This window comes from Parvularcula maris (assembly GCF_024505085.1).
GTDB lineage: Bacteria > Pseudomonadota > Alphaproteobacteria > Caulobacterales > Parvularculaceae > Parvularcula > Parvularcula maris.
In genome coordinates, this window is sequence record NZ_JANIBC010000002.1 from 337,104 (window position 1) to 350,925 (window position 13,822).

At 64.9% G+C, this 13,822-nt stretch carries 9 protein-coding genes; 1 reads left to right on the top strand and 8 read right to left on the bottom strand.

Features of this window, described 5'->3' with window-relative positions:
• Nucleotides 1-4: 4 nt before the first annotated feature.
• The 5 genes from NOG11_RS04920 to NOG11_RS04940 form a co-directional block, all read right to left on the bottom strand.
• Nucleotides 5-1,582 carry a tryptophan halogenase family protein gene (locus NOG11_RS04920; RefSeq protein ID WP_256618571.1) on the bottom strand — a complete coding sequence of 526 codons (1,578 nt, stop codon included), beginning with the start codon at nt 1,580-1,582 and terminating at the stop codon, nt 5-7.
• A gap of 118 nt (nt 1,583-1,700) precedes the next feature.
• On the bottom strand, nt 1,701-4,748 hold the full coding sequence (locus NOG11_RS04925) for a TonB-dependent receptor (protein ID WP_256618572.1): 3,048 nt from the start codon (nt 4,746-4,748) through the stop codon (nt 1,701-1,703).
• Nucleotides 4,749-4,775: 27 nt separating this feature from the next.
• Nucleotides 4,776-5,774, bottom strand: a complete 999-nt coding sequence (locus NOG11_RS04930) for a glycoside hydrolase family 16 protein (protein WP_256618573.1) — start codon at nt 5,772-5,774, stop codon at nt 4,776-4,778.
• 197 nt (nt 5,775-5,971) lie between these two features.
• Nucleotides 5,972-8,209, bottom strand: coding sequence for a beta-glucosidase BglX (bglX, locus tag NOG11_RS04935; protein WP_256618574.1), 2,238 nt, complete (start codon nt 8,207-8,209; stop codon nt 5,972-5,974).
• Nucleotides 8,210-8,332: 123 nt separating this feature from the next.
• Nucleotides 8,333-9,091, bottom strand: a complete 759-nt coding sequence (locus tag NOG11_RS04940; RefSeq protein WP_256618575.1) for a LytR/AlgR family response regulator transcription factor — start codon at nt 9,089-9,091, stop codon at nt 8,333-8,335.
• Between the two features lie 90 nt (nt 9,092-9,181).
• On the opposite strand from NOG11_RS04940, the gene NOG11_RS04945 reads away from it, so the two are divergent.
• Entirely contained in the window at nt 9,182-10,318 is a 1,137-nt protein-coding gene (locus NOG11_RS04945) for a sensor histidine kinase (protein WP_256618576.1), read from the top strand.
• Here the strand turns inward: NOG11_RS04945 and NOG11_RS04950 are convergent, their stop codons facing one another.
• From NOG11_RS04950 to NOG11_RS04960, 3 genes are read right to left on the bottom strand one after another with little or no spacing between them, the layout of a single operon-like run.
• Nucleotides 10,319-10,945 (bottom strand): ATP-binding cassette domain-containing protein, encoded by a 627-nt coding sequence (locus NOG11_RS04950; RefSeq protein ID WP_256618577.1) that lies wholly within the window; start codon nt 10,943-10,945, stop codon nt 10,319-10,321. It abuts the gene before it with no gap.
• A complete protein-coding gene (locus NOG11_RS04955) occupies nt 10,938-12,617 on the bottom strand; it encodes an ABC transporter permease subunit (protein WP_256618578.1) in 1,680 nt (559 codons plus the stop codon). The genes NOG11_RS04950 and NOG11_RS04955 overlap by 8 nt, the downstream gene beginning before the upstream one ends.
• A complete protein-coding gene (locus NOG11_RS04960) occupies nt 12,614-13,768 on the bottom strand; it encodes an ABC transporter substrate-binding protein (protein ID WP_256618579.1) in 1,155 nt (384 codons plus the stop codon). The genes NOG11_RS04955 and NOG11_RS04960 overlap by 4 nt, the downstream gene beginning before the upstream one ends.
• Between the last annotated feature and the right edge of the window lie 54 nt (nt 13,769-13,822).

The window sequence follows — 13,822 nt, forward strand, 5'->3', positions numbered from 1 at the left end:
GTCCTCAGTCTGCGGTCAGTACGTCGAGCAGTTCGCGGTTGCTGGGCAAGCCTGCGAGGCACTGCTCGGTCGTTCGGGCGATGTTGGTCAGCGTGCCGCGAATGGCCTGCGGGTCGTCCTTGCGGCGGCGTCTTACAGGCGGCGCGGTCTCGAAACCCATGCCGTAGAGCACATAGGCGTAGCTTGCGGCGGGGAAGATCTCCCGCGACTGCTGAAAATCCTCCCGGCTCGGCGGTTCGAACCGCCACTGCCCCAGAAGCTCGTGCAGACGCTCCGGCCATGTCGATGGATCGCGATGCGCCTGCCAGTAGGGCTCGCTTCTGCGGCTGAGCACATAGTGCAGCTTGAGGAAGTCGACGATCCGCTCCCATCGGTAGGCGAAGCGGCCGTTGAAACGTGCCGCAGCGAGCGGCAGCGCGGCTCTGTTCTCCGGCAGCGTGTCGCTGAGCATCGAGGCCATCAGCTCGATCATGACGATGGCGGATGCCTCCAGCGGCTCGACGAAGCCCGCCGCCATGCCGATAGCCGCCACGTTGCCGGACCACGGCTTCTCTCTGTAGGCGGAGCGGAACTTGATCAGGCGTGCCTCTTCGCCCGATAGGGAGGTGCCGGGAGAGACCCTCTGCAGATAGTCCGATAGGGCGTGCCGCGCCTCCTCTTCGGAGGAGTGCTGGGACGAGAAGACGTGGCCGATGCCTCGCCGGGTCTGAAGTGCGATGTCCCAGACCCAGCCCGCTCCGAGCGCCGTGGCCGTCGTCTGGGAAGCCACCGCCTCCCTTTCCTCCTGGAACGGAAGATGAACCGCCAGCGCCCGGTCGTTGAAGAGGACGTCCGATACATCGGTCACCCCCGCCCCCTCGGTTCTGCCGATCAGGAGCGCACGGCTGCCGCTGCAATCAGCGAAGAAATCGCCCTCGATCCGCTGGCCGTCCGTGGTCAGTACAGCTTGAACCATACCGCCCTGCGAGGTCACGACATCCTCGATATCCGCCGGTATGTGGCGAACGCCGAGTACGGAGGTTGCGTGCTGCTTCAGAAGCTCGGCGAAGGCCGGGGCGTCGAGGTGGTAGCCGTAATTGGCGACGGCTGCGTATTCGGGGGTCGAGGCCTGCTTGGGCGCGCGGTTCGCCTGGCAGAGCGCTGCCTGGTGACTGGCTACCTCGTGGAACGCCACACCAGTTCCCACCGTGCGCCAGAGGCTGAGCACATCCACCTCGTCCTCGTTCGGCGGCGCCTCGAAAGGATGGTAGTAGCTGTCGCCCTCTTCCCCACTCACCCAGCTGTCGAAACGAGAGCCCTGCTTGAAGGAAGCGTTGCACCGCTTCAGGAAAGTCCGCTCACTGATGCCGATACGCCGCAGCGTGTCGCGCAGGCTCGGCCAGGTTCCCTCGCCTACGCCGAGGATGCCGATGCGGGGGCTCTCCACCACGGTGACCTGCAGGCCGTTCGCCTGCGAAGCGCAGTGGTCGGCGGCCAGGATCGAGGCCGTCAGCCATCCGGCCGTGCCCCCGCCCACCACGACCACGCGTCTGATCGCGCCCTGGGCTTCCTCCGTGTTCGGTAGCGTGCTTTCCGTGTTCATCTCCAAGGTGCCCTAGCACAAACGATCATACCCGGCACGGTGGCCGGGTATGATGTCTTCTCAAGGTGAAAGATCGCCGCACCGCATGGGAGGAACAGTGCGGTCGAACTTACCCGCCTTAGAAGGTATAGCGAACGCCGACATTGTAACGCGGCCCGTTCTGGGTGGCGAAGTTCACATAGGCGGCACTGTTGCCGACCACCGTCCGGGTCTCGTTGAGGACGTTGATGCCCTCGACATAGGCGGTCAGCTTGTCCGTGACATCGTAGCTCGCGCTGAAGTCGAGCTGGCCGTAGGCCTCGACGAAGAGCGGGTTGTTGGCTTCGCCGTTCACCCCGAAGGTCGAGGCCAGGAACTCGTCGCGCCAGTTATAGGCGAGACGGGCCTGGATACCGTCCTTGTCGTAGAAGCCGACGAGGTTGTAGCTGTCCGACAGACCGGTGAGGGCGAAGACCTGCTCACCCGACCCTGCGCTGGCCGCGCCGGGCTGGTTCGGATCGAAGGTCACGTCGCCGTCCACGATCGTATAGTTGGCGATAAAGCCGAAGCCGGTCTCGCCGAAGACATGCTGCCAGGCGAACTCCCAGCCGTCCACCGAGCGGGTTTCCTCGTCATTGATCGGACGGTTGATCTGGAACTGCAGCAGCGGATCCTCACCGGCCACACCGAAGATGTTGCCTGTGGTGTTCCCGGCAACATCCGTACCCGTCACCTCGAAAGTGTTCGGATCGGCATTGTCGAAGATCCACTGCCGGATGGCGACCAGGTCTTCATCCGACCCCAAAGCAGCGACCGCTGCGTTCCAGCGCGCACCGCCGACGGGGGTGTAGATGTCGAACGGCGTGTCAAAGATCGTCTCGACACCGTTGAAGTTCTCGACCTCTTTCCAGAAGTAGCCCACCGAGATGTAGCTCGCGTCGTTGTAGTAGTACTCCGCAGAGAAATCGAGGTTGGTCGAGAGAAACGGCTCGAGAGCGGGGTTGCCCGCGCTGCCGTCGCCCCCGTCAATGCGGAAGAGCTGCGCCACGGTCTGACCACCCTGAATGTCCGCATAGGACGGACGGGTCATTGTCTTGCTGTAGGACGCACGCAGAACGACATCGTCATGCGGGTTGACCTGGAAGTCGATGGCCGGGAGCCAGAAGTCGTAGTCGCCTTCGAGCTGCGTGAAGTCGCGGTTCTCGGGATCGTTGACGCCCAAGAGACCGAACTCGTTGGCCGCGACCCACTGGGTGCCCGTGGGGATCGGAACGAGCGCTTCCGAGGTGACATCCGTCTGCTCGTAGCGCACACCGGCGATGATGCTGGCGGGCATCGAGCCGATCATGAACTCGGTGTCGATCTCGATGAAGGCCGAGTAGCTCTCTTCCTCGGTGCGCCGGTCGGTCGCCACGGGAACGTCGTTGATGCAGTTGCCATCGCCGCCACAGATCGGACCGAAGGTGCCGATGGACTGGTCCATGATGGAAATGAGGCGCTCGAAGTCCACCACGAAGAACTCGCCGGGAATGCCCTGATAGCCGCCAAACTGATCGAAGTTCGATGCCAGATTGGTCCGCTCCCAGATATCGTCGGGGTAGTCGTCCGGCGAGCCGACGCCGCCCCAGCTATCACGCTGGTTGTTGGAGAAGGTCGATTGGAAGTCGTTCTTCGTCGCTGTCAGACCGAAGTCGATGCTGCGGACGATCGACTCGTCGAAGGCGTAGGTCGCGACGATCTGCGCCTGGTCGATCTCGGTGCGGATGAAGCTGTCCTGGAAGGTCGAGCCGGTGCCGAGCATGCGCGCGGCGGCGATGTTGCTCGATCCGTCCTGGAAACCGAGGGCCAGGGTGGGGATCTCGGTGCGGAAGTCGAGGTCCTGACGCCTCAGGCTGAAATCCGCCGTGGACACCACGCCGGACGTGCCGAACGGGCTGTTCGAGCCGGACTCGGCGCTGGAGCTGTGAATGTCGAAGACGACGCTGAGGTTCTCGGTCGCCTCCCACTCGGCGTTGAAGCCCACGGAGTTCTTCTCGCTGAGCGTGCCGGTGCGCGCCGTGCCCATGGAGAGGTCGGTGCCCGCATCGCCGAAGTCCTCGTTGTAGAAGAGGATGTCGGAGATCGGGCCGTCGCCCCATGCGCTGGTCGTGTTGCCGTGGTTGAACCAGACCGAGAGGTCCGAGGTCCGGGTATCGATCTCGTTGCGCGAGTAGAAGTAGTCGAGGGTGGTCGTCAGCGTATCGATCGGGCGGTACTGAAGCGAGACCTGGCCGTTGATCCGCTCACGCTCGATGCCGACGAGGCTATAGTTCGCGTTCTGGGGAACGGCGTAGACGTCGTTGTCGCCGGGGCGGTTCTCAGCGCGTCCGTCGCGGGGCAGCGTGCCCCAGTTGTTGTCGGAGCCGAGATAGGCACCGCGCCACCCGCTGGTGGTGCCGAACTGGGCGAAGCCGCTCTCGCGCTTCTGGTAGGCACCGGTGATCGCCACACCGACTTTGTCTTCGAGGAAGGTGTTCGAGTAGAAGCCGGAGAACTCAGGGGTCACGGCAGGATCACCGCCGTCGAGCTCGGTGATCGAATCGTCGATCACCGCCTTGGCGCCGAGTGAGAGCTTCATGCCGGGAGCATCGAGCGGACGCGCGGTGAGGATGTTCAGTGTCGAGCCAATACCGCCGGTGGGCAGGGCCGCGCGGCCTGTCTTGTAGACCCGGACGCCGGCGATGCCTTCCGAAGCGAGGTCGGCGAAGTCGAAGCTCCGCGAGGACGGCGCGCCGCCTTCGAGGAAGGCCGTCGGCATCTGACGACCGTTGAGGAGGACGAGGTTGTACTGGGGACCGAAGCCGCGGACGGTGACGGTGCTGCCCTCGCCGTTACGCCGGTCGATGGAGACGCCGGAGATACGCTGCAGCGACTCGGCGAGGTTGGTGTCCGGAAACTCGCCGATGTCCTCGGCGGTGATGGCATCGACCACGCCCTGGCCGTCGCGCTTGATGTCCGAGCTAGCAGCCAGCGCCTTGCGGATGCCGCGGACGATGATCACGTCGTCGGCGAGCGCCGTATCGGCGGAGTTTCCTTCCTCTGCCTCCACGTCCTGGGCGAAGGCCGGCGCCGTGACCGCCAGCGCCGAAAGGCTCGTGAATAGAGCCAGCGAAGTCTTCAGACCTCTGATGTTCGTTCCTTGTTTCACGTTGCCCTCCCTGGCGGTGTGTTCTCGTTAGCGAGCCTGGGTTTCCCACGGCCCTTGGGGTTTCCCGTTCCACTCGGTATCGGTGAGACAGGCCTTGCCGCTTTCGCGGTCTCCACGGCACTCCTCCACGCGCACCCAGTCGATGAGCAGGCGGGAGGGGAACGACTTCCGATCGAAGCCGCCATCGTTGGATTTCTCGGCGAGGTTGCCCCCCACCGCGTAGTTCAGCATCAGGTAGAAGGGCTGGTCGAAGGGCGCGAAGCTCCGCCCTCGAGCCTCTTCGGATGCGGTATGCCACTCATCGGCGTCGATGCGCATGAAGAGCTCGCCATCGACCAGCCACTGAATGCGATCCTCCGCCCACTCGACCGTGTAGACATGCCAGTCGTCAGCAGGCGTTCCTTCAGCCATCTCGTCTGCTTTGAGGAAGAGGTAGGTGTTGTCGGGCGCTCTATCGCCGAAGTGAAGGGCGCCGGAGGTCCGGGTCTCGATACCCGCCTCGCACTCCTCGCAAGGCGTGCCGAGATTGACCGCCTCCATGATGTCGATCTCGCCCGAAAGCGGCCACTGACCGTAGACGCTGCTCTCCGGCATCATCCAGAAGGCCGGCCAGGTACCCTGCCCTTCGGGAAGCTTCATGCGTGCGGAGAAACGGCCGTACTTCCATGAAGCCAGACCCTTCGTGCGGACCTTGCCCGACGTGTAGCGCCTGGTCGTCTCGCCCTCGCCGAGATAGGCGAGCTCGTCCGGGTAGGTCGGACCGGTGAAGCGCTCGCGCTTGGCGATGAGATGGAGCGCGCCGTCTTCGACGCGGATGTTGCGCTGACGGTCCGTATAGCACTGGCGCTCGTTATTGCCGCCGCCCCAGCAGGAGATTTCAGGCTGCCACTTGCTGCGGTCCAGCTCCGTGCCGTCAAAATCGTCCTGCCAGACGACTTCCCACTGGGCATCGTCAGAGGCTGCCCGAGCCTCTTCCACGCCATACAGTATGCTGAACAGCCCGAAGGCTGCTGCCGCAAGCGACACGCCACATTCCTCCCGATCGAGCGGGTTCTGCTCCCGCACATTTTTATACGTTAAGAGGACAACACCGAGCGGCTCATCTCAAGCGCCTTGCGGTAGAACGGACTTCTCCTGCGCCGAAGCGGACCAAACCGGATCATCTGCCGCAGACTGTGCGAAAGAGTGGCGCTGTTTCGCCGCACCCTTTCGCGCCTGCAGCATCACCGCTCACTGAGGGTGAAGCTCGCGGAGAGCGCCGTGTCCGAGGACCCGCCGACCATCACGTCGAACGCACCCGGCTCGACCAGGAACTCGCCTCTCGGGTCGTAGAAGCCCAGCTCCTTTTCGGTCAGCTCGAACCGGATAGTCCGCGACTGACCGGGCCGCAGGGAGACCTTCTCGAAGCCTTTCAGCTCCTTGACCGGCCTGCTGACGCTGGCCACCCGGTCGCGGATATAGAGCTGCGCGACCTCCTTGGCCTCGTGGTTGCCTGTATTGCGAAGCCGGACGGAGACCTCGAAGCCGTTGCCCTTCTCCCGCACGCGCAGGCGGTCGTATTCGAAGGAGGAGTAGCTCAGTCCGTGTCCGAACGGATAGAGCGGCGCGTTGCTCTCATCCATGTAGTGGGACCAGAAGACCTCCGTGCGCGGACCGGGGCGGCCCGTGTTCAAGGCGTTGTAGTAGATGGGGATCTGTCCCACCGAACGGGGGAAGGTCATGGGCAGCTTGCCGCTGGGCGAGACCTTGCCGGTGAGAAGGTTGGCGAGCGCCGTGCCGCTCTCCTGACCCAGATGCCAGGCTTGGAGGATGGCGGGCACGTTCTCGTCAGCCCAGGTCAGCACCAAGGGCCGCCCGCTCATCACCACCAGCACCGTGTTGGGGTTGGCTTCGACCACCTTCTCCAGAAGCTCCTGCTGCAGGCCCGGAAATCCGAGCTCCGCGCGGCTTCGCGCCTCGCCGCTGTGATAGGCGTCCTCGCCGAGGACCAGCACCACCTTGTCGGCGGCGGCCGCCGCGCGCACCGCCTCCTCCATGCCGGAGCGGTCGGTCATGTTGACCTCGATCTCGGTGGCGAAGTTCGTGTCGCTGGTCTCCAGCACGACGCCGGGCTCATGGTCGAAGGCGATACCAGCGGCTTCGAACCCCTCCACCACCGAGACGGCGCTGTCCTTCTCAGCCTTCGCGCGCCAGTTGCCCAGGGGGCTGTCCTTATCGTCGGCCAGCGGTCCGATCAGGGCGATGCGCTCGCCCTCTTTGAGGGGTAGCAGCCCGCCCTCGTTCTTGAGAAGCACGGCCGATTCCTCGGCGACCCGCCGCGAGACGTCGCGGTGCTCGGGGTCGCTGAGCACCTCGGCCTCCCGCGCCTCGTCGATATAACGGAAAGGGTCGTCGAAGAGCCCCAGATCCACCTTCGCCTGCAGCACCCGGCGCACCGCATCGTCCACCAGCCCCTCATCCACGATGCCTGTCTCGACCAAGCCTTCGAGATGCTCGAAATAGGCGTAGCTCTCCATGTCCATATCCGATCCGCCGAGGATCGAGAGCCTCGCTGCGTCCTCGAGATCGGCTGCGAAACCGTGGTCGATCATCTCGCGGCCTGAGCCCCAGTCGGAGACGACGAAGCCCTCGAACCCCCACCGGTCCTTGAGGATGTCGCGCTGCAGGAAATCATCCGCCGTCGCCGGAATGCCGTTGAGGGTGTTGAAGGCGTTCATCACCGTGAGCGCCCCCGCCTCCTCGATCCCGGCCTTGAAGGGCGGCAGCACCGTGTTGAAGAGGGTCACCGTGCCGAGCTCGGCGGCGTTGTAGTCCTTGCCCGCCTCGGCAAACCCGTAGGCCGCGAAGTGCTTGAGGCAGGCCGCGATCGTGTCGACGGCGGAGAGGTCCTCGCCCTGGAAACCCCTCACCCGCGCCACCGCGATGCGCGAGCCAAGATAGGGGTCCTCGCCCGCGCCCTCCATCACCCGGCCCCAGCGCGGATCGCGGCTGATGTCGACCATGGGCGCGAAGGTCCAGTTGAGCCCTTGGGCCGCGGCTTCCTCGGCAGCGACCGCGGCGCTCTGGCCGATGAGGTCCATATTCCAGCTCGCCGCCTCAGCTAGAGGGATCGGGAACATCGTTTTGTGACCGTGGATCACGTCATAGGCGAAGACCATGGGGATCTTCAGCCGCGAGTTCTCCATCGCGTAGGTCTGGATGGTGCGCACATCCTCCGCCCCCACCACGTTGAGCATCGAGCCGACGATGCCCTTCTCGACGGCTGCGAACTTCCGCTCTTCCATATCACCCGTAGGTGCCGGCCCGGTGGGGTCCCAGAAGCCGTTGAACTGGACGAGCTGACCGACCTTCTCCTCCAGCGTCATCCGGTCGAGCAGCGCCTCGACATCGGTGCCCGCTTCCTCCGCAGGCTGAGCGGAACCGATGGCGAGGGCGGCAAAGGAGACGAAGGCGTTCAGCATGGGCGTTCCTCATGGGCTTGTTCTGTTTGCCCCACTCTTCGAAAAGAAGACCGGCGCGGCAAGGCCAGCGCGGTGAAGCGGACTTTTCCAGCGGTGAAACGGACAGGACCGATCACCGAGACTTCATTTCATCCGGCCTGACAGCGTCTTGACGCCGTCACGGTAGGTCCGGCTGGACTTCACCTCGGCCCCGCTCTCCAGCACGATCCGGGCCTCTCCCTTGGTCATCGGGTGGATCTCCCGAACCCACGCTGCCGAGACGATGGCCGAGCGGTGCACGCGGATGAAAAGGTCTGCCGGGAGCTCGTTCTGAAGCCGGTTCATCGGCCTTCTGACGGCGTACTCACGGTCCTTGGTATGCAGCAGGCAGTAGTCGCCAGCGGCCTCGATCCAGCCGATCTCCTCGAAGCGCAACACATAGGTCCGCCCGCCATCCCTGACGCTGATGGTGGGAACGTTGGCGGCGCGGTCCTGGCTTTCCGGCGGGTAGACGGCCAGCGCCTTGCTGGGTCCGCCGATCACCCGGTGGAGGCGCAGCGCCTTCTCCACGGCCCTTCCCACCCGTTCCTGATCGAGGGGTTTGAGGAGGAAGTCGATGGCGTCCACATCGAACGCCTCGAGCGCGTATTCGGGATGGGCCGTGGCGAAAATCAGCAGCGGCTTGGGCTCGGCGGTCAGCCTGCGGTAGGCCTCGACCCCCGACCGGCCCGGCATCTCCACGTCGAAGACCGTTAAATCCACCCCGCCGCGGTCGATGACGGCTGCTGCTTCGTCAATGGACTGGACGGCGGCCACCACCTCGATCTCACCGGTGGCGATCAGGAGATCGCGCATCAGTTCAAGCGCCGGAGGCTCGTCGTCGCAGATCACGGTTTTCAGCATCGCTAACGCGGCGTTGTGGACCCGACCGCTCATCCTTGTCCAGAGCTTGCCTGTCTTCGCAAAGGGCGCACTTGCCTCTAGACTGCTGCCATGTCGCTGTTTCCGAACCTGCCCCACTCCCCGGCCCTGCGTTCCCGCGAGGGGCAGTACTGGATCTCTCAAGTCGTGGGATGGGCCGGGCTGGCGCTCCTCAGCTATCTCAGCCTGACGCTGTGGTACAATCCGGGCGAGCTGGTACCGGCATTCCACACCATCCTCCAGTCCGTCCTTGGGCTGATGGTCAGCCACGTGCTGCGGCTGGTATCGAGGTGGTCCTGGAGGAAACCTCTCTCTTTGAGGGTCGGCGTCAATATCCTCGGCGTGGCGATGGCGGCCCTGGTCTGGACCGCGCTGCGCCTCCAGACCTTCACCTGGCTCACCGGCGAGGTGGTCAATCCGGGCGATTGGGGCGGCTGGTTCTTCGCCTCGATGATGGTCTTCGGCTCCTGGCTCTTCTGCTACCACGCGGTAAAATTCTACCGCCAGGCGATCGAACAGCGCGAGCGGGCGCAGCAGGAGAAGGTCAAACGGCTCGAAGCCGAGGCGTTGTTCCGTGAGACGAAGATGCGCATGCTGCAGTACCAGCTCAACCCGCATTTTCTCTTCAACGCCCTCAACTCGGTCACTGCCAGGGTCCACAGGGGGGACCAGAAAAGCGCCGTGCTGATGCTGAGCCGGATCGGCGAGTTTTTACGGCTCTCCTTGGAGCAGGACGAAAGACTTCAGCACACGCTGGAAGAGGAAGAGGAGATGGTCTGTCTCTATCTCGAGATCGAGAAGGCGCGGTTCGGAGACCGCCTCGTCACCCACTTCCGGATCGACGAGAACGCCAGCCGGGCCGTTGTCCCGACCCTGCTTCTCCAGCCCCTGGTGGAGAACGCGATCAAGCACGGCGTGAGCCTCTCCCTCAGGACGACGACCATCGAAGTCGTCGCGGAACGGCGCGGAGACCGCCTCCACCTCTGCGTCAGGGATGACGGCTCGGGCAACCCCTCCGAAGGGCGCGTTCTCGCATCCCGGCGGGAGGGGATAGGGCTCAACAATGTGGAGGAGCGGCTGAGCTCCACCTATAGGGGCGATTTTACCCTGACCTACGGGCCGAGGACGGACCAGGGTTTCAAGGTGCTGATCGACGTCCCGTTCAGGGAGCTCTCCTTCGAAGAGGCCGGCCTGGAGGCCGCAGAGTAGTCAGCTAAGCCGCAAGACCTTCCCGCCTGCCGCCTCCGCGTCCTCTTCATCGTGGGTGACCAAGAGGCAAGGGAGGGAACGCTCACGGACCAGGCCGAGGGTAAGCTCGCGCACCTCCCCTCTCAGGTCTCGATCGAGCGCGGAGAAGGGTTCGTCGAGAAGAACGGCGCGGGGCTCGGCGATCAGGGTTCGGACCAAAGCGACCCTAGCCCGCTCGCCGCCAGACATCTGTTCGGGATATACCCCTGCCAAGTGTTCCGCCCCTACGCTACCCAGCGCTTGGAGCGCCCACGCCGCCCTCTCGGGCTTCTTGCCGCCGCTGGGCATAGCGAAGAGGAGGTTCCGAAGAGCCGTCATGTGCGGGAACAGCGCGGCGTCCTGGAAGACGATACCCACCCGTCGCTTTTCAGGCCGGAGGTCGCCGATAGGTTGACCGTTCAAGATGACCTGACCGCCGGTTTCCACCCCCGGCGCCGCCGTCCCGCTAAGAAAGCTGAGGAGCGTGGACTTACCCGAACCGCTGCGTCCGAGAACGGTCAGGCACTCACCGCCTTCTACTTCGAAGCTGACATCCCGGTAGAGCTCCCTACCCGGAAGGCTGGCCCATGCTTCCTTGATCTCAAGCATGGCCCGAGCCCCTTTTCGATGCAGCACGCCGAACGCCTTCGCTCAGTAGCAGGAGCAGGATAGGAAGGCTTGTCAGCATCAGCGCGAACGCACCTGCCATGCGCCGGTCGCCCGCGGCAAGCGCCACCCCTTCGGTGGTGAGGCTCGCCACCCGCCCCGCTCCGCCCACGAGGGTGGGCAGGTAGAGGCCCACCGAGATGATCGCGGTCAGGAACAGGCTGGCGGCGATGGCGGGCGCTAGAAGAGGTAGGCGGATGGTCAGAAAGGCTCGCCGCCGCGTCGCGCCGAGGCTGCGCGCGGCTCGCTCGAGGTTGGCGGGTATGGCCGCGTCCGCTGCGCGCAGCAGAAGAAACGCATACGGCACTGCATAGACCAAGTGCAGCAGCAGCGCTCCCATCAGCCCCCCATCGGCCCGCCACAGCGTCAGCACGGTGCCGAGCCCGAACATCAACACCGGCTCGGGCACGAGAAGCAGGCTCAGCAGCACAGCGGTCAGAATGCGGCTCAGCAGCGCCCGTCCGCGCACCAGCTCGCCGGCACCGAGCCCGATCAGGGTGGCGATCGGTGCACTGAGGACCGCCAGAAGACCGCTGGTCGCGAACGGACCGGTCAGAAGCTCGCCCTGTTGTCGCCAGAGGGTCAGCGTGAGGCTTCTCGGAAGAAGGTCGGGAAAACGCCAGGGACCGGCGAAGGAGGACAGGCACAAACCCAAAAGCCCGAGCACGGCAGCGACGAGAAGCCCCAGACAGGCATAGCGGACGGGCCGGATCAGCCGCTCACCGAACCCCGAACGGCGCCCCGTCTGCAGCCTCGTTCTCATGATAGCGCCTCCCGCCCTCAACGCTGCCTCCCAGATCGCAGCAGCCGCTAACGCGATCAGCACCAGGAGCAGCGATCCCGCCGCCAGGGTGCTGCGGGCGGAGAGGTCGGGGTCGGTGAACCACTCGATCAGCCTGACGGGTAGAGGTGCTCCCAAGGTAGGGCCGAGGATCAGGCCCTGCTCGCTGGCGCCCACGGCGTAGACCAAGGCGATCAGGGCTGCGATGCCGGTCTGCTTGTGGATGAGCGGCATCTGCACTGAGAGCCAGCCCCGTAAGGGGCGGTAGCCCAGCGCCGCCGTCTGCGCAGCCAGGCGCTCTGTCGGAAGAGTTCTAATAGCCGTCAGCACCATGATGAAGAGGAACGGCAGCTCCTTCGCGGCGAGGCCCAGGGTGAGAGCGATTCCGAAAGGATCGCCAGGCACCGGAAACTGCGGCGGCGCTTCCCAGCCGAAAAAGGGACTGACAGCTCGCGCCAGAAGGCCTGAAGGCGCCAGGAGGAAGGCGAGCCCGAGGGCGACGGCGGTATGGGGCACCGCGAGGAGGAGCTTCATGGCCCCCTCCCGCTTGGCGCTATGTTCTGCCGCCAACGCCGCTAGGGCCATGGCCCCGCCATAGGCGATGGCCGTGGCGGCGAGGCCGGTTGTCAGGGACAGAAGAGCGCTGCGGCCGATGCCGGGGGCGGCAAGAAGAGATCTCAGCCCCTCCCCCGTCCATCTCGAAGCTCCGCCTACGGCCTGTCCTATCGTCAGCAGCAGGGCGCTCGCCAGGACGGCCGCCGCGAGGCCGGATGTGAGAGCTGCACCTAATAGCCCAGCCCAGTCCTGAACGTCCCGCCGCCGCCTCGGCATCATCGGCGGTAGCGCTCCTGCCAGGCTGCCTCCAAGCGCTCCGTCCACTGAGGGTGGGGTTCGGCGAGCATGATGGCTGGAACAGGCGGCGCTTCCGCCCCCGTCAGAGCGAGAACCGGGCTGTCACCCCAAACTTCGGGGTCGGCCTTCCTCGCCTGCGCCTCCTCGCTGAGAAGAAAGTTGACGACCGCCAGCGCCCCTGCCTTATGGGCCGCATTGCTCGGTATGGCGAGGAAGTGGGCGTTGCCGAGAGTGCCGCTTTCGAAGGTGTAGGCCTCGACCGTTTCGGGGAGCTGCCCCCTCGCCACCGCGCTCGCCGCATCGGTGGGGTTGAAGGCCATGGTGACGAAAACCTCGCCATCGGCCAGGAGCTGGCGCTGGGCAGGTGCCGAGGACGGAAAATCGCGGCCGCCCCGCCAGAGATGGGGGTGAAGCTCGTCGAGATAGGAGGAGAGCTTCTCCCAGACGACGCCGAAACTCTCCTCCGTAGGCTGCTCATTCAGCAGCGGCTTCAACTCGTCATCGCTGAGAACGATCTGTTTCAAAAATGTCGTCCCGGTGAAGTCCGGGGGAGCGGGATAGGTGAACCTCCCCTCATTCTCCTCCGCCCACGACAGAAGCTCGTCGGGCGAGGCGGGGGGCTTCGCCGCCACCGCGCGGTCCGCCGCGAAAGTCAGGTAGGAGCGTCCCCACGGCGCCTCGTAGCCCTCGGTCGGTACCGCGAAGTCGGTGCGGAGGGTCGCATCCCCTTCGAAGTCGATCGCCTCCGCCGAAGGCAGCCGCTCCGCGAAGGGGCCGTAGAGAAGCCCAGCCTCCTTCAGCGCCGCGAAGTTCTCGCCGTTGATCCACAGAAGATCCACCGTGCCGCCTTCGGTCCGCCCAGCCGCCTCTTCGGAGAGGATGCGGCTCACGGCTTCCGCGGTATCGTTCAGCTTGACGTGGCGAAGCGTCACACCCTGCCGCTCGGACAGCTCCTCCCCCGCCCAACGCAGATAGGCGTTGATGCGCGGATCACCGCCCCAGGCGTTGAGATAGACCGTCTGACCCTCCGCCCGCTCCAGCACTTCGTCCCAGGAGGCCTCAACCGAGAGGGGTGCGGCGGGTTTTTGTGCACCGCCGCAACTTTGCAACACCAAGAGAAGAATCGCAGCCAAGAGCTGTCGCCGAACTATCACAATCGCCCCCCTTTATGCCAAAGCGGCGCCTTC

What these genes read in the sequence shown, in the direction of transcription:
- NOG11_RS04920 (WP_256618571.1), bottom strand. Translation starts at nt 1,582, where the DNA reads ATGAACACGGAAAGCACGCTACCGAACACGGAGGAAGCCCAGGGCGCG.
- bglX (WP_256618574.1), bottom strand. Translation starts at nt 8,209, where the DNA reads ATGCTGAACGCCTTCGTCTCCTTTGCCGCCCTCGCCATCGGTTCCGCT.
- NOG11_RS04940 (WP_256618575.1), bottom strand. Translation starts at nt 9,091, where the DNA reads ATGCTGAAAACCGTGATCTGCGACGACGAGCCTCCGGCGCTTGAACTG.
- NOG11_RS04945 (WP_256618576.1), top strand. Translation starts at nt 9,182, where the DNA reads ATGTCGCTGTTTCCGAACCTGCCCCACTCCCCGGCCCTGCGTTCCCGC.
- NOG11_RS04950 (WP_256618577.1), bottom strand. Translation starts at nt 10,945, where the DNA reads ATGCTTGAGATCAAGGAAGCATGGGCCAGCCTTCCGGGTAGGGAGCTC.
- NOG11_RS04955 (WP_256618578.1), bottom strand. Translation starts at nt 12,617, where the DNA reads ATGATGCCGAGGCGGCGGCGGGACGTTCAGGACTGGGCTGGGCTATTA.